This is a genomic window from Pseudomonas sp. MWU12-3088, assembly GCF_023242405.1.
Classification (GTDB): Bacteria; Pseudomonadota; Gammaproteobacteria; order Pseudomonadales; family Pseudomonadaceae; genus Aquipseudomonas; species Aquipseudomonas kribbensis.
This window is the reverse complement of record NZ_JALJEA010000004.1, coordinates 139,828-155,744: the sequence shown is the minus strand read 5'-3', so window position 1 is coordinate 155,744 and position 15,917 is coordinate 139,828. Positions and strand designations below refer to the sequence as shown.

The 15,917-nt window shown below is 57.4% G+C and carries 16 protein-coding genes and 1 tRNA gene; 3 read left to right on the top strand and 14 right to left on the bottom strand.

Going from position 1 to position 15,917, the window contains the following annotated elements:
* Positions 1-26: 26 nt before the first annotated feature.
* The 11 genes from M5B98_RS12290 to dapA form a co-directional block, all read right to left on the bottom strand.
* Positions 27-1,655, bottom strand: a complete 1,629-nt coding sequence (locus tag M5B98_RS12290) for a glycosyltransferase (protein WP_248742841.1) — start codon at positions 1,653-1,655, stop codon at positions 27-29.
* On the bottom strand, positions 1,655-2,752 hold the full coding sequence (locus M5B98_RS12285) for a DegT/DnrJ/EryC1/StrS family aminotransferase (protein WP_248742840.1): 1,098 nt from the start codon (positions 2,750-2,752) through the stop codon (positions 1,655-1,657). The genes M5B98_RS12290 and M5B98_RS12285 overlap by 1 nt, the downstream gene beginning before the upstream one ends.
* Before the next feature lie 205 nt (positions 2,753-2,957).
* Positions 2,958-3,368 (bottom strand): sugar 3,4-ketoisomerase, encoded by a 411-nt coding sequence (locus M5B98_RS12280; protein ID WP_248742839.1) that lies wholly within the window; start codon positions 3,366-3,368, stop codon positions 2,958-2,960.
* The gene (locus M5B98_RS12275) at positions 3,355-4,329 is read right to left on the bottom strand and encodes a GNAT family N-acetyltransferase (protein ID WP_248742838.1); all 975 of its coding nucleotides are present in this window, start codon (positions 4,327-4,329) and stop codon (positions 3,355-3,357) included. The genes M5B98_RS12280 and M5B98_RS12275 overlap by 14 nt, the downstream gene beginning before the upstream one ends.
* A 175-nt stretch (positions 4,330-4,504) precedes the next feature.
* Complete coding sequence (locus M5B98_RS12270; protein ID WP_248742837.1) at positions 4,505-5,182, bottom strand: acetyltransferase; 678 nt, start codon at positions 5,180-5,182, stop codon at positions 4,505-4,507.
* A gap of 9 nt (positions 5,183-5,191) precedes the next feature.
* The gene (locus tag M5B98_RS12265) at positions 5,192-5,941 is read right to left on the bottom strand and encodes a class I SAM-dependent methyltransferase (RefSeq protein WP_248742836.1); all 750 of its coding nucleotides are present in this window, start codon (positions 5,939-5,941) and stop codon (positions 5,192-5,194) included.
* A gap of 461 nt (positions 5,942-6,402) precedes the next feature.
* Positions 6,403-6,492 (bottom strand) — tRNA-Ser (locus M5B98_RS12260).
* A gap of 84 nt (positions 6,493-6,576) precedes the next feature.
* Positions 6,577-7,290, bottom strand: coding sequence for a phosphoribosylaminoimidazolesuccinocarboxamide synthase (gene purC, locus M5B98_RS12255; protein WP_007958019.1), 714 nt, complete (start codon positions 7,288-7,290; stop codon positions 6,577-6,579).
* 28 nt (positions 7,291-7,318) lie between these two features.
* Positions 7,319-8,080, bottom strand: coding sequence for an MBL fold metallo-hydrolase (locus M5B98_RS12250; RefSeq protein ID WP_114881797.1), 762 nt, complete (start codon positions 8,078-8,080; stop codon positions 7,319-7,321).
* Between the two features lie 4 nt (positions 8,081-8,084).
* Entirely contained in the window at positions 8,085-9,200 is a 1,116-nt protein-coding gene (gene bamC, locus M5B98_RS12245; protein ID WP_085710245.1) for an outer membrane protein assembly factor BamC, read from the bottom strand.
* A gap of 17 nt (positions 9,201-9,217) precedes the next feature.
* The gene (dapA, locus tag M5B98_RS12240) at positions 9,218-10,096 is read right to left on the bottom strand and encodes a 4-hydroxy-tetrahydrodipicolinate synthase (protein ID WP_085710243.1); all 879 of its coding nucleotides are present in this window, start codon (positions 10,094-10,096) and stop codon (positions 9,218-9,220) included.
* 312 nt (positions 10,097-10,408) lie between these two features.
* Between dapA and M5B98_RS12235 the strand changes: the two genes are divergently transcribed.
* Together M5B98_RS12235 and M5B98_RS12230 are read left to right on the top strand one after the other, a co-directional pair.
* A complete protein-coding gene (locus tag M5B98_RS12235; RefSeq protein ID WP_047292291.1) occupies positions 10,409-10,969 on the top strand; it encodes a glycine cleavage system protein R in 561 nt (186 codons plus the stop codon).
* A gap of 10 nt (positions 10,970-10,979) precedes the next feature.
* Positions 10,980-11,453, top strand: coding sequence for a peroxiredoxin (locus M5B98_RS12230; RefSeq protein WP_248742835.1), 474 nt, complete (start codon positions 10,980-10,982; stop codon positions 11,451-11,453).
* A gap of 34 nt (positions 11,454-11,487) precedes the next feature.
* Here M5B98_RS12230 and M5B98_RS12225 read toward each other — a convergent pair whose 3' ends face one another.
* Together M5B98_RS12225 and M5B98_RS12220 are read right to left on the bottom strand one after the other, a co-directional pair.
* Positions 11,488-12,558: an AI-2E family transporter gene (locus tag M5B98_RS12225; RefSeq protein ID WP_085710240.1), complete on the bottom strand. Its 1,071-nt coding sequence runs from the start codon at positions 12,556-12,558 to the stop codon at positions 11,488-11,490.
* 32 nt (positions 12,559-12,590) lie between these two features.
* Positions 12,591-12,830, bottom strand: coding sequence for a sulfurtransferase TusA family protein (locus M5B98_RS12220; RefSeq protein WP_007963279.1), 240 nt, complete (start codon positions 12,828-12,830; stop codon positions 12,591-12,593).
* Positions 12,831-12,927: 97 nt separating this feature from the next.
* Between M5B98_RS12220 and M5B98_RS12215 the strand changes: the two genes are divergently transcribed.
* On the top strand, positions 12,928-14,361 hold the full coding sequence (locus M5B98_RS12215; protein ID WP_114881795.1) for a M48 family metalloprotease: 1,434 nt from the start codon (positions 12,928-12,930) through the stop codon (positions 14,359-14,361).
* 65 nt (positions 14,362-14,426) lie between these two features.
* On the opposite strand, the gene M5B98_RS12210 is transcribed toward M5B98_RS12215, so the two are convergent.
* Positions 14,427-15,875 (bottom strand): DegQ family serine endoprotease, encoded by a 1,449-nt coding sequence (locus tag M5B98_RS12210; protein WP_134825788.1) that lies wholly within the window; start codon positions 15,873-15,875, stop codon positions 14,427-14,429.
* Between the last annotated feature and the right edge of the window lie 42 nt (positions 15,876-15,917).

Genomic DNA, 15,917 nt, shown 5'->3' with positions numbered 1-15,917 from the left:
GCTTTTTCAATATCAACGTCTGAGACTTACCTGTCGAGAATCACGCGAGCGATCTTTCTGATTTTGCCTTTCCATGTCCTTGAAGCATCCTTTTCCTGTCGTTGAGCCGTGACCAACGCCTCCAGCGCAAGCTTTTCCTGCGTCAGTTGCTCGATCAGCGCATGCTTCTCCTGACTCAGTTGTTCAATTCCTGCGTGAAGCCTTCCGATCGTCTCGGAATGCTCGTTATATGCCGAAAGAATTTTTTCCCACTCCTGGAACATTTGGTCCTTTTCAGCGACCACCAGACCGATGGCCTGCGCTCTCTTTTCTTGTACATCAAGATGATTGCGCAACGGGTTTGCTTGATACGCATGCAATGGCGGAACATGGCTCGCACAGTCCGTTCCGCTGGCAAAGGCCTTCAAAAAAGCATCTTTCGAGTAATAACGCTCAAAATGCTGCAGTGCAGATGCACCGTGCTGCCTTAGCAACGGTTCGTCCCACTGGCTGAAAATCCGAGCGAGATCTTCATAGTTGCTCCAGATGAAACTTTCCGGATAAGCGATATCGGATCCGGCGTGGTATCGCGAGCGATAGGATTCGTGAGTAATCACGGGCACCCCGACCGACATCGCCTCGATCAGCGATTTGCCCCCCCCAACCGGGAAAGAAGAAATATAGACATCCACCGAGTTTTCGATCAGCGCCCGAGAGAGCGAAGCGACCCAAGGTATGTGAATGAACCGGTCATGGCTTACGTTCTCGGCATCGAGCTCTTCGTGGATTTTCTGCAGAAATGCATCGGACAAATCCCCGATATGCACATGGTAACCAGCGGAGGCTTTCAGGATGCACGCTACCGCACGCTCATAGCGAATCGTGTATGACCCAGATTCGAACTTGGACATCCGACCGCATGAGCAAGTCGTCAAAGCCCCGCGCTCGAGGAATCGGGTTTTGATCGAGGATGCACCGACAGTGCTGATCGGCCAATAGAGCTGCCGTGTGACACCAATCTCGTTTTTGCACAGTTCATAGGACATGTTGTGCAAGTCGACATGCTGAAACGCTGCGCATGTCACACCCAGGGACAAATGATGATCGCCATGGTGAACGTAGTAACGGTTCTGAATGCCGGGGGCGTGGGCCGCGACGATGCACACGACGTCCTGATTGTGGCCGAATGACAAAACGTTGGAAGGATTCCACTCGCCCAGCCACTTGGTCACAGTATCGAGTTTGCCATCGAGCGCGGTTTCGGCGGCGATGAATACTTCACAGCCGAGCAACGAACTCCACTCACCAATCGAGGCGTGATCAATCCGATTGAACAGATCTGTCAAAACGACACGAACCGGGCTTTCGAACAGTCCCAACGCCAGGTAATCCTTGATCAGTTCGACATGCCCGCCAGCCTTCGCCAATTCAGTCGCCAGAACGACAGTACCCTGACGCTCCGTCACGGGCGCAGGATGATCGGCATAGCAGGCGTCGGCCAGCCTTGCGCAGAGCGAATCGAGCTCACGGCTCGCGAACACTACACCGATGGATTCCGGATCGTTGATGACTCCTTCGGCGAATAACTTGATACACGTCATCGCATCGCCGTATTGCGCTCGAGAAACATGGTTCGCAACCGTTTCTTGCAAGTGGTCGAGATCGAAATCCTTCATTACTGAAAACCTGCAATGATTTCACAGACATACGCCGCTTGTTCGAGTGTCATATGTGGTCCGATCGGCAGGCTGAGTTCGGTCTCCGCCAGTGTCTCTGCAATGGGGAAGGCGCCCTTCTCGAAGCCGAGATACCGATAAGCCTGTTGCCTGTGAGGAGGGATCGGGTAATGAATCAGCGTTTCGATACCGGCTTCCTTCAGCCGTGCTTGCAAAGCATCTCGCTGCGGCGAAAAAACGGGGAACAGATGCCACGATGATGTGCAGTCCGGTTGCACGGCCGGCAGCCTCACAACGCTATCTGGCAAGTGCTGCCGGTAATAGGCGGCAATTTCCCCGCGACGCGCGTTCCACTCGTCAAGAAATGGCAACTTGACGCCCATTACTGCAGCGTGGATCGGATCGAGACGACTGTTTACGCCACACACTTCATTGACGTATTTAACTTTGGAACCATAGTTCGCAATCATCCGGATGCGTTCTGCGAGCTCTGCATCGTTGGTCGTGACGCCGCCGCCGTCACCGAATCCACCGAGATTCTTGCCGGGATAGAAGCTCCATGCTACGGCATCTCCGTGTGCGCCGATGGGCTCCCCACGATAACGTGCACCATGCGCCTGTGCGCCGTCCTCAAGGACCCTCACGCCCTTTTGACGGGCCAGCTCGAGGATCGGCCCCATTGCGGCTGGCTGCCCGTACAGATGAACAGGAAGAATGACCTTGGTCTTGCCGGTCATCGCCTGCTCGATACGTTGCGGATCGATATTGAGAGTGTCGACGTCAGGCTCGACAGGCACGGGGCGTGCTCCGCACTGGGTCACCGCGAGCCAGGTTGCAATATAGGTATTGGACGGCACGATGACCTCATCCCCTTCGGATACCCCCATCGCCATCAAGGAGATACGCAGCGCATCGAGCCCGTTGCCGAGCCCGACTGCATGACGAGCGCCTGTGTATTCGGCAAAAGATTTCTCGAATTGGGCAACCTCTTCCCCAAAGATATACCACCCGGAATCGAGAGCCCGCGCGACCGCTTGATCGAGCTCGGGCTTGAGTTCGAGGTAAGTGTTACGGACATCAAGAAATGGCACTTTCACAATCTTGCTCCTGACTCTCGAATGGAATAGCGTTGGCTGCACACTCATATCACCAAACGATACCTGGCGTTGTGCGAACACTTACCGGACGCCTCCCGAACAGCACATCGGCCGTGTCGGCGAGGTGTCCCTGCGCGCGCAATCGAGACTGTTGCGGCGCGGTGCTTGTAGTTATGGTGATCGAAGTACCACGGCTGTAAAAAACTCAACGAGACCGGACAGCAGCCAGAAACTCGTCGTAGTCCCGATAATAATCGGACTCATCGAATGCCATGGACACAAGGACCAGGCAAACGGATCCCGGATCGAAATTGAGCTCGGCCGCCCAGATCATGGGGGGAATATGCAAACCATGCCACGGGCGGTTGAGGTGGATCGTCTTCTTCTCTACCCCGTCGTCGAGCGTAACGTCGAAACTGCCGGACAGGCAGATCAACAGCTGGTGCAGCTCCTTGTGCGCATGCGCACCGCGACCTTCCCCGGTCGGGATATCGTACAGGTAGAAAACACGCTTGATATCGAAGGGGATGTGTTGCCCACCCTCCAGAAAGGTCAAATTTCCCCGCGGATCAGTGATCTTCGGCAAATTGATGATCTTGCAATCAGACAGCGGCATCCTGAACACCTAATAGATCGATATCATAAAATTCGTGTACAGCCCCTCCGCCTCCGTACTCATGCTTGTACTGGTAGAGGCCCTCGTTGAGTACCGTACCCTCACACTCGTTGCTTGTTCCGAAATCAAAATATCGGACACCGGCTGAAAGTGCCTCGGCCGTGACTCGCTCGAACACTGCATCGAGCGCGGAAACCGCATAGGCTTTCTCGCTCGCCGCAATGTACTGCGCATGCCATACCGTACGCGCCTTGAACACGACGATCCCCGCCTCCACCTGCTCTTCGATTCTGGCGCAATACAACTCGATAGACTCAGGGAAACGAGCGATCAACTGCTCCATTTCTTCCAGGCTATGCACGGGGGCCGCGCCGTGTTTGCGTTCCAGATTATCGGCCAGCACCTGCCAGAGTGCTCGAACCTGATCGCCCCCAGCCACCACTGACACCGATTTGAGAGCCTTTTTCAGCCCGCGCCGGCGGCGTTCGGACGGTTTTGTGCGATCTGCCAACTCAATTGTGCACGACAGATCGCAGCGCGACCGGTGCGCACCGACCCGGAACAAGGCATAGAGATCGTCCTGAGAAGGTCGAGACTGGTAAATATGGGGCACCGCTTTATATCGCAGACGGTCATACCCGTTTCTGCGGTAGTGCTCACTCAAGCACTCCAGCGCATTGATCATCTTGCCGCCGCACAGGTAGCCATCATGCACGATACCGCCATAGGTGATACCGGGATGGCTGACGACCATGGAGTGGTCTGACGGAGACTGAGCCGCCGGGAAAACACCTACGATGCTGCCGGCGTGCATGAGCACAGCCGAGACGTCCAGAAAACGGTCGCCATGGTATTCGAGAAAACGGCGCGAATGCAGGAATGTGGCGTTTGCCGCCTTCGCGCAGAATGCATTCCAGGCCTCACTCATTGCAGGTTGATAGCTCACGACTTCGATGGTCACTGAATCAACTCCACGACGCAGAAGCCCTGCTCACCAAAATTATTGCCGTCCAGACATGTCATACAGGCACGAATGACATCATCGTTGAGTCGGCAAGGTACAGGCCCCATTGCATGGGCTCTAGCCCAATCGAGAGTGCCATCAGGCGTCCAGACAATGCCTGGTTTTTGCCAATTCATGTCCGGACCTTGAAAAAGCGTCGTGCGGTGACCCTGGCAGGCTCCGGTTGCTCGGTTTTGAACAGACAATCAGGATCCGTGTTCTTGAGGATATTGACCCCGACGCCCAACCAATTGTCGGCACCTATGACAACGTTATTGGCAATTGCGGAGTTAACGCCAATGAACGTGTTTTCGCCGATCGTACAAAACCCGGAAATAACAGCATGAGAGGAGATAAAGCAATTGTCTTTGACCACCGAGTGATGGCCGACGTGATTTCCACTCCAAAGTACGACGTTATTGCCGATTTTGACGAAGGGCTGGATTGTATTGTCTTCAAAGATAAAGCAGTGTTCGCCCAATTGCGCATTGGGCCAAACAAATGCACGGCTACTGATATAACTCGCAGGCCTATATCCCTTTGACTTCATCGCTTCGTACAGCCGCGTCCTCAGCCGGTTGAGCTGGGAATAAACGAGTGCCGCATAAAACTCGACTTCGAGGGGAGCAAAGGTTTGCTCGATCTCCTCAAGTGCCACGACAGGCAAACCGAACAACTCATTTTTTTCAAGAAATGCCGATTCGACAGAGAAACCGACGACTTCGTATTCAGAGTCGTGAGTAAAACACTCATAAGCGACCTCGGCGAAGGCACTGTCGCCCAGAATGACAACCTTTTTTGTCTTTAACATGTCCTGCTCTCAAGGTCTGCTGATGAGAATATCTTCACGCCGGTTCGCCATCGGAAGTGCAGGATCCTGTGGCAAGAGATAGGCATCGAACCCTTGGCTCCGGGCCCGTTGAATGATCGACATCACGACAGCATCGTCAATCTGGTCGGGCTCTATTTTATTGAACTCGACAACAGGTGCCTGATCCGTCTTCATATGATCTTTGTGGAAACTCACACCGGTTTCACTGGAAAAGAAACGCTTGCGCTTGGAGATATTGGGAATGTCGCCAATCAACATTTGCCCACCGGGAGCCAACAAGGAAAGCGATACATCGACAAATCGAAAAAAACCAACATCAGCAAAGACATAATGCAGCACGCTGTAACACAGGATCACGTCGACCTTGCCTGCCACTCCAGCCACCCATTCAGGGCACTGTGGATACATGGCCGGCACTTTTTCGATGAAAGGTGCGCTCTCAAGCAAATCCAGCATTTCCTGGCTGTCGATCAACGTCAGCGCATGATTATGGGATGCACACTGATCAATCAGCATCTTCGGTAGATCGCTGCAGCCCGGGCCGATATCGACCACTTGCTGACTCGTCTTTTCCAGATTGGTCAGCTTTGCACAAATATCCTTGAAGATAGTTGCTTCATAACCGGCACGATATGAGTCGGGGAACCCGATGCGCTCATATTTAGACATCGACTCATCCTTTGCGGAGCGTCGGAAATCGTCGAAGTTCGCATGCTCAATTCGGTTAGGTGGCGCCATGTTCAATCCTCTAGAACAACACATTCCCATTACGCTGCAACGCTCGGGCCCATATCTTTAATGTCACAGGCAAAAACCTGTAGGGATCTCGGAAAGCTGAAACGCCTCCCGCCATTCAGGGCAGAATCCATCAGCTCTGGGATCGCAGAACTCCATCATCCCAGAAAAGGTGGGACAATCCGAGGCGGCCTACGGAAAAATGTCATTCAGTTGCTCGAACGAGAGCTGAATGCGCGTAATGCAACGCTGAAGAGTCCGCTGCTGAATCGCTCGACCTGGGCGCAGTAGACGAAGTGAGCTCTATCGGTCGGATCTTCGCCAAACTGTACAGTTTTTTGGCAGTTTGAGTCTGATCGTTGGTTCAGACCACTTTCACCTTGCAAACGCGCCATCACAATCACTGAAAACGAAAAAGCCCCCGTAATCAGCAATGATTACGGGGGCTTCGTCTTGTTCAATAATGGCGGAGAGATAGGGATTCGAACCCTAGGTACCGGTGAAGGTACAACGGATTTCGAATCCGTCCCATTCGGCCACTCTGGCATCTCTCCAACGGCGCGCATCATAACAACACTTTCGTGGAATGGGAAACCCCTAAACGAAATTTTTTCCGTGCTATCAGATGCTTGCGTCGATTAAAGCGGTACGCCCAGACGGTTGGCGACTTCTTCGTAGGCTTCGATGACGTCACCGAGGCCCTGACGGAAGCGGTCCTTGTCCATCTTCTTCTTGGTGTCCTTGTCCCACAGACGGCAGCCGTCCGGGCTGAACTCGTCGCCCAGGACGATGGAGCCATCGCTGAACACACCGAATTCAAGCTTGAAGTCCACCAGCAAGAGGCCTGCGTCGTCGAACAGTTTGCTCAGGACTTCGTTGACCTTGAGCGACAGTTCTTTCATGCGCGCCAGTTGCTCGGCGGTGCCCCAGCCGAATGCCACGACGTGGGATTCGTTGATGAACGGGTCGCCCTTGGCGTCGTCCTTCAGGAACAGTTCGAAGGTGTACGGGTTGAGCTTCATGCCCTCTTCGACGCCCAGACGCTTGACCAGGCTGCCGGCGGCGTAGTTACGCACGACGCACTCGACCGGGATCATGTCGAGTTTTTTCACCAGCACTTCGTTGTCGGCCAGCAGCTTGTCGAACTGGGTCGGAATGCCGGCCGCTTCGAGTTTCTGCATGATGAAGGCGTTGAACTTGTTGTTCACCATGCCTTTGCGGTCGAGCTGCTCGATGCGCTTGCCGTCGAACGCCGAGGTGTCGTTGCGAAACAGCAGGATCAAGCGGTCAGCGTCGTCGGTCTTGTAAACCGATTTGGCTTTGCCGCGGTAGAGTTCTTCACGTTTTTCCATGATGGGCTCCGCTTGCTAAGTAGATGGGCTAGGCGATGTGGCGCCAGTCGAGCCCTGAATCTTGATCGGCCAGTTGCAGCCAGTCCGGGTCGCACCCGAGGGTGTCGACAAAACATTGCCGGGCCAGCTGCGGCAGGTTGTTCTTGCTGCTCAGATGGGCCAGGACCAGGTGTTGCAGGCCTTGCCAGCCCAACTCGGCCACCAGGAATGCCGCCTGATGGTTGTTCAAATGTCCCAGCTCGCCGCCCACCCGCTGCTTGAGAAAGTACGGGTAATGACCACGGGCCAGCATGTCTCGGCAATGATTGGACTCGATCATCAACGCATCGAGGTCCCGATAACCGTCCAGCACCCGCTCGCAGTATGAACCCAGATCGGTCAGCAGGCCGAAGCGTCGCTGTTCCTGATCACTGAAGACATACTGGGTCGGTTCCTGTGCATCGTGGGCCACGGCAATGACCCGGATGTCCAGAGCACCGATCTGCAGCTGCTCGCCGCCGGCCACGAAGCCTGCGGGTTCAATCGGTTTGCGCATCCCGCGCAGTGTGCCGCGACTGAGGTAGACCGGCAGATTGTAGCGCCGAGACAGCAAACCCACGCCATGCACGTGGTCGGCATGTTCGTGGGTCACGAGTATCGCGCTCAGTTGCGCCGGGTTCACACCCAGGCGCAACAGGCGTTTTTCGGTTTCCCGCAGGGAAAAACCACAATCCACCAGTACATACGTATCAGCACTGGCGATCAGCGTGCCGTTCCCTTGGCTACCGCTGCCGAGAACGGCAAAACGCATTGGATCAGCCCAGGTTGTCCTGAATCACGCTCAACACTTTGCGGGCCACATCGGCTGGCGCAACGGTGTTGATGTTTTTCTCGACGGTGACCTGAACGTTGTCGCCAACCTTGCTCAGGCGAACCTGATAACGCTCGGCACGGGCTTCAACTTCTTCCTTGGTCGGCGCACTGCCGAACAGGCTGCTGAAGAAACCAGGCTTCTCGTCTTTCTTCTCGGCCTTTTCGGCCAGGTTGATGTAGTACAGGCCCAGGCTGCGGTTGATGTCTTCAACGCGCCATTGACCTTGCTCCAGCGCACGACCGACGCTCGACCAGGCACGGTCCAGATCGGAACCGACGTTCAACACCGGGTTGCCACTGCCGTCTTCGCTGAGGGCAACACGGCTCGGGGTATCGAAATCACGGGATGCCAGCATCGACACCGAACCGCCCTTCTCGGAAGTACGGCTCATGCTCGCGAGCATGTCGTCGACCAGCGCAGCGTCCAGGCCGGTATTGACCGAACGGTTGGTGAAATCGACATTGGCGGTGCTGCCGGCAGGACGCTCGGCGCTGACCACGTAGATTTCACTGGTATTGCGCTGCACGCCCGGCTCGATGCGCACCCGCACGCGGGTTTCGCTGTCGGCACCGACGCCGGCGGCGCTCAGGCGCTTGGCCATGGCGGCGGACAGTTCGTCGGAATGCTGCCAGGTAGTGGTGAATTCGCCGGTTTGCGGGCGCTGTTCATCCAGACGGAAACCGTTGTCCTGGAAGAACTGCACAGCCACTGGCCAGACTTCGGCCGGTGGATGCTGACCCATGACCCAACGCGAATCACCGCTCTTCTGCAGCGAATAGTCGCTGGCATCAGCGATCGCCGACAGTGGTTGAGGACGCGGAACCACGTATTCGCCGGTAGCGGTGTCGTCGGCGACGTTGCGCGGGATCGGCAGCAGCGGATCCAGGCGCTTGGAGGTGCTGACACCTTCTGGCAGTTGCATCGGTGCAGTCTGTTTCGCTTCCAGGTAGTCGCTACCACGGTCACGGAAATAACCTTCCGGGCCCCAGATCCATCCGCAGCCACTGGTGCTGGAGATAATCAAGGCAAGTGCGGAAAGTCCGGCCATTCGCTTCATGCGTTGTACTTCCTCAATTAAACCAGGACGCTGCACTGGCGCAGGGCCGAGCGCAACGTTTCATGACAAGGAGCGCTCAGCCAGGTCAGCGGCAGGCGAATGCCTTCGTGCATCAGGCCCATTTCGACCAAAGCCCATTTCACCGGAATCGGGTTGGCTTCGATGAACAGGTCCTTGTGCAGCGGCATCAGTTTTTCATTGATGGCCCGTGCGGTCTCGGCGTCGCCCTTGAGCGCGGCCTCGCACAGGTCGGCCATTTCGCGCGGAGCGACGTTGGCGGTGACGGAGATGTTGCCTTTGCCGCCCAGCAGGATCAGTTCGACGGCGGTCGGATCATCGCCGGACAGCACGATGAAATCCTTGCTCACGCCGTCGAGGATTGCCTTGGCGCGTTTCAGGTCGCCAGTGGCTTCCTTGATACCGATGATGTTCGGCACGGTGGACAGACGGATCACGGTCTCGGCCTGCATGTCGCAGGAGGTGCGGCCGGGAACGTTGTAGAGGATCTGCGGGATGTCAACCGCTTCGGCGATGTGCTTGAAGTGCTGGTACAGGCCTTCCTGGGTCGGCTTGTTGTAGTACGGGACGACCAGCAGGCAGGCATCGGCGCCGGCTTCCTTGGCATTGCGGGTCAGCTCGACGGCTTCGCGGGTCGAGTTGGCGCCGGTACCGGCGATGACCGGAATGCGGCCTGCCACCTGTTTGACCACGGCTTTGATGACGGCAATGTGTTCTTCTACATCAAGGGTTGCCGACTCGCCGGTAGTACCGACCGCGACAATGGCATGGGTGCCGTTCTTGAGATGGAAGTCCACGAGTTTGCTGAGGCTGTCCCAGTCAAGACGCCCTTGTGCATCCATGGGTGTGACCAGTGCCACCATACTGCCCGCAATCATGAAACCGCTCCTGCCGGAAAAAGAGAGCGGTAATGGTACTGGCGCCAAGATGCTTGCACAAGCGAAGTACTGCGCCGCCATTCCCCTTGGCGCCGCTTTTCGCTACCCTTCAGACTTTGATCGGTACTGATCAGCTTGTGCGCCGGGTTCCTGCCCCCCGTTTCGGTCTTCCAGACCCCGTTCCAGCGTCGCCGTCTTACGCTTCCTTATTATTGGAGCCGTGGCGACAGGCGAACCGGGTCTTCAGGACAGGTATGTCCCGGCACTCAACGCCCTCACCCTACCGACCGCTCATCGCTTTAGGAATGCTGCATGTCCACCCCCACAGTTCGCGAACAATTCCTTGTCATCAGTGCCCTCGGCGCCAATCCCATGGAGCTGACCAACGTCCTGTGCCGCGCCAGCCATGAAAACCGCTGCGCGGTCGTCACCTCGCGCCTGACCCGCCACGGCGAGTGCAGCGCGCTGGTGCTTGAAGTTTCCGGCAGCTGGGATGCCCTGGCCCGCCTGGAAGGCAGCCTGCCGACCCTGGCCAAACGTCATGCGTTCACGGTTAACGTGGTGCGCAGCGCCGCCCTGGAAAACCGTCCGCAAGCCCTGCCGTATGTGGCTTACGTGTCGTCGGCCTATCGCCCGGACATTATCAACGAGCTGTGCCAGTTCTTCATGGATCACAACGTCGAGCTGGAAAACCTGACCTGCGACACCTATCAGGCACCACAGACCGGCGGCACCATGCTCAACGCCACGTTCACCGTGACCCTGCCGGCCGGCACCCAGATCAGCTGGCTGCGCGACCAGTTCCTGGACTTCGCCGATGCCATGAACCTCGACGCACTGATCGAACCGTGGCGCCCACAGAACCCAATGTAAGGAAGCTTTCATGGCCGTAGCTATCGATCAACCGGTTGCCGACTTCGAAGCACCCGCCACCAGCGGGCAGACCGTCAGTCTCTCGGCCCTCAAGGGCAAGCAAGTGGTGATCTACTTCTATCCGAAGGACAGCACCCCGGGCTGCACCACCGAAGGCCAGGGTTTTCGCGATCAGTACGCCGCGTTCAAGGCCGCCAACACGGAAATCTTCGGTATCTCCCGCGACAGCCTGAAGTCCCACGAGAATTTCAAGTGCAAGCAGGAGTTTCCGTTCGAGCTGATCAGTGACAAGGACGAAGCCGTCTGCCAGCTGTTCGACGTGATCAAGCTGAAAAAGCTCTACGGCAAGGAATACCTGGGCGTGGATCGCAGCACGTTTCTGATCGACAAGGATGGCGTACTGCGCCAGGAATGGCGCGGTGTGAAAGTACCGGGCCACGTGGATGCGGTGCTGGCCGCTGCTCAGGCGCTGAACAAGGCCTGATCCTTTCGGCGCCCTGGCGGGCGCCGAATTACTTTCAAAGCAATGGCGCCACCACCGGTTCCTTGCGCGGCCACGCATCAAGCACAGCTTTGAACAGCGTCGCCAGCGGAATCGCGAAGAACACACCCCAGAAGCCCCACAACCCGCCGAACAACAGCACCGCACAGATGATCGCCACCGGGTGCAGGTTGACCGCTTCGGAGAACAGCAACGGCACCAGCACGTTGCCATCCAGCGTCTGGATGATCCCGTAGACCGCCATCAGATAGATAAACTGATCGCTCCAGCCCCACTGGAACAACGCAATCAGCATGACCGGCACCGTCACCACTACCGCCCCGACGTACGGCACCACCACCGACACCCCCACCAGCAACGCCAGCAGTGCCGCGTAGTTCAGCCCGAGGGCGACGAAGGCGATGTAGGTCACCCCGCCACAGATCACGATCTCGATGACCTTGCCGCGAATGTAGTTGGCTATCTGCCGGTTCATTTCCTCGGCAACCCGGGTGATCAGCGCCCGCTCACGGGGCAGATAACCGCGCACCCATTCGCCGATCATCACCCGGTCTTTCAGGAAGAAGAACACCAGGATCGGCACCAGGACCAGGTAGATCATGATGTTCACCAGCAGCGGCAGGCTGGATAACGAGAACGTCAGCGCCCACTGGCCGAATTTGCCGATCTCGCCGCGCGCCGCTTCGATGGCTTGCAGCACCTGCTCGTCGGACACCAGATGCGGATAGCGCTCCGGCAGCAGCAATAGTAGCGATTGCCACTTGGCGAGCATGCCCGGCAACTCGTTGAACAGCGTGATCAATTGATGCCAGAGCAGCGGCAGCACCACGACAATGAACAACAGCAGCACGCCCATGAACAGCGCAAAAACCAGCCCCACCGCCGCTCCACCGGGCATGCGCAGGCGCTCAAGCGTGACCACCAGCCCCTGCATCAGATACGCCAGTACCATCCCGGCCAGCACGGGCGCGAGCATTCCGCCAAGGGTAAGCACGGCGGTGAAGGCAAGAAACAACAACACCGCCAGCACCACCGCCTCTTCATCGGAAAAGTAGCGCTGAATCCAGTCGCGTAACACTTTGAACATCAATAATCCTTAGGTCTTTTACGCTGTCGATTTCAGGCTTTTTTCAACCAGTAACGGTAAACACCAGCCTCGTCTTCTTCACGCAGCAGCGTATGACCGGCCAACCGGGCAAAGGTGCGAAAGTCGCGCTGTGAGCCAGCGTCAGTGGCGATCACCTTGAGCACTGCGCCGCTGGGCAGCTTGTTCAGCTCCATCTTGGCCTTGAGCAACGGCAACGGGCAATTCAGGCCGCTGGCGTCCAGTTCACAGTCGTGGGCTACAGCGTCGGTCATGCGTTACTCCGGTTCAGAGGGTCAGGCTGCCTAGAATATCTGGTCGCAGGCCCGGTGTCCGGCTACAGTAAGGTCTTTGTCGACTAAGGCTTTGTGCATGACATTTTTGCGCCCTACCCTGCTGACGCTCGCTTGCCTGCTCGCCTCACCGGGCTTCGCCGACGACCTGCCGTCACTCGGTGACGCCAGCTCTGCCATCGTCTCGCCACAACAGGAATACCAACTGGGCCGCGCCTGGTTGGCGCTGCTACGCAGCCAGGTTTCACAGCTCAACGATCCACAGCTCAAGGACTACGTCGAGTCCAGCGTCTATAAGTTGGTGGAAACCAGTCAGGTCAACGACCGACGCCTGGAATTCATTCTGATCAACAGCCCGCAGCTCAACGCCTTCGCGGCTCCGGGCGGGATTGTCGGGGTCAACGGCGGCCTGTTCCTCAATGCCCAGACCGAGGGCGAATATGCCTCGGTACTGGCTCACGAACTGGCTCACTTGTCCCAGCGTCACTTCGCCCGAGGTGTCGAGGCGTCGCAGCGGATGCAGGTGCCGATGATGGCCGCGCTGCTGGCCGGGATCGTCATTGCGGCCGCGGGTGGCGGCGAGGCCGGGATCGCGACCATTGCAGGTACCCAGGCAGCGGCGATCCAGTCGCAACGGACCTTCTCGCGCCAGAACGAACAGGAAGCCGATCGCATCGGCATCCTCAACCTGGAGAAGGCCGGCTACGACCCTCGTTCCATGCCGACCATGTTCGAACGCCTGATGCGCCAATACCGCTATGACGCCAAGCCGCCGGAATTCCTGCTGACTCACCCGGTGACCGAATCGCGGATCGCCGACACCCGCAACCGTGCCGAGCAGGCCAAGCCCGGCGGTATCGAGGACAGCATGCGCTATCAACTGATCCGCGCACGGGTACAGTTGATCTACGAAGAAACCCCGGGAATGGGTGCCAAACGCTTCCGGGCACAACTGGACGAGAACCCGAAAAACGATGTGGCCCGTTACGGTCTGGCGATCGCCCAGATCAAGGGTGGCCAGTTGAATGAAGCGCGGGAAAACCTCAAGCAGCTGCTGGAAAAGTCCCCGAACGAGATCATCTACAACCTCGCCCAGGTCGATCTGGATATCACCAACAATCGTCTCGCGGATGCGCAGTCGCGCGTCGACCGCATGCTGACTCAATATCCAGGCAACTATCCGCTGAATCAGGTACGCGTCGATCTGTTGCTGAAACAGAACCGCACCGCCGATGCGGAAAAGGCCCTGGAAGGCTTGCTGAAGTCTCGGCCGGACGATCCGGACGTCTGGTATCAGGTGGCGGAGACCCGCGGCCTGTCCGGCAACATCATTGGCCTGCACCAGGCCCGTGCCGAATACTTTGCGTTGGTTGGTGATTATCGTCAGGCCATCCAGCAACTGGACTTCGCCAAACGCAAGGCTGGCAGCAACTTCCCGCTGTCGTCGCGGATCGATGCTCGTCAGCGCGAACTGATGGAGCAGGAACGCATGATCAAGGACATGATGGGGTAAAAGCTGCAGGCATAAAAAAACCGCCTCTTTCGAGGCGGTTTCTTTTTTACTCAACCGCTATTGGGTCATTCAGCCAGCTTGAACGTAATGAAGCTGGCACGACCCTGACGCAGAACCCGCATCGACACGGAGCGATTCTTCGGCAGCGCTTTGGCGATCTCTCCGAACTCCTTGGCCGAACCGATGGCCTGGTTGTTCAGGTGAGTGATGATATCGCCTGGCTGCAGGCCGATCAGGGCGGCTGGGCCGTCCTGCACATCCTTGATGACCACACCACCTTTCAGGTCGTAGGTTTTCTTCTGTTCGGCGGTCAGTTCGATCACCGAAACACCCAAGCGATTGCTACTGCTCTCGGCCCCGGATTTCGGCAAGGCATCCAGCTCCTTGTCTTCGTCAGGAATCGCGCCGACCGTCAGATCGATAGTCTTGCGCTTGCCATCACGAATCACTTCCAGACTGGCCTTGGCGCCAGCCTTCAAAGCGCCGACCAGATGAGGAAGATCAGCAGACATGACGATCGGCTGACCGTTCATGCTCAGGATCACGTCGCCCACTTGCAGGCCGCCCTTGGCTGCCGGACCGTCATCCTGGATCTGTGCCACCAGCGCACCGGCCGGTTTTTCCAGACCGAACGACTCGGCCAGATCCTTGTTCACTTCCTGAATGACCACGCCCAGCCAGCCACGGCTGACCTTGCCACCGCTTTTCAGCTGGTTGGATACATCCATGGCAACGTCGATCGGGATGGCGAAGGAGACGCCCATGAAGCCCCCGGAGCGGGTGTAGATCTGCGAGTTGATCCCCACCACTTCACCGTTCAGGTTGAACAGCGGACCACCGGAGTTGCCCGGGTTGATCGGCACGTCGGTCTGGATGAACGGCACGTAGTTTTCGTTTGGCAGGCTGCGGCCAACGGCGCTGACGATACCCTGGGTCACCGTGTGATCGAAGCCGAATGGCGAACCGATCGCCACAACCCACTGGCCGGCTTTCAGGTCCTGGGATTTGCCGAGTTTGAGTACCGGCAGATCCTTGCCTTCGATTTTCAGCAGGGCCACGTCGGATCGCGGGTCAGTGCCGATCAGCTTGGCTTTCATTTCACTGCGATCGGCCAGGCGAACGAGAATTTCGTCCGCATCGGCAATCACGTGGTTGTTGGTCAGGATGTAGCCATCCGGCGAAATGATGAAGCCCGAACCCAGCGACTGCGCTTCACGCTGGCGATCACCACGCGGCGAACGCTGCTGTGGCGGCATGCCCCGTTCGAAGAACTCGCGCAGCATCGGTGGCAAGCCTTCCAGATCAGGCATCTGCTGGTTCACTTTGCGATCCGGCAGCTTTTGCGTGGTACTGATGTTCACCACCGCAGGCGAGGCCTGTTCGACCAACTGGGTGAAATCCGGCAGGTTGACCGGACTGGCCGCATCAGCCGCCTGGACTGCAGGAACGGCCTGACCGAGCACCAGCACGGTGGCGACAATGGAGAGATAAGACTTCAAGCTTGGTATCGACATACAGCTCCCGTTACGACGAGCAGGGTTAAGCGATATGGAGCA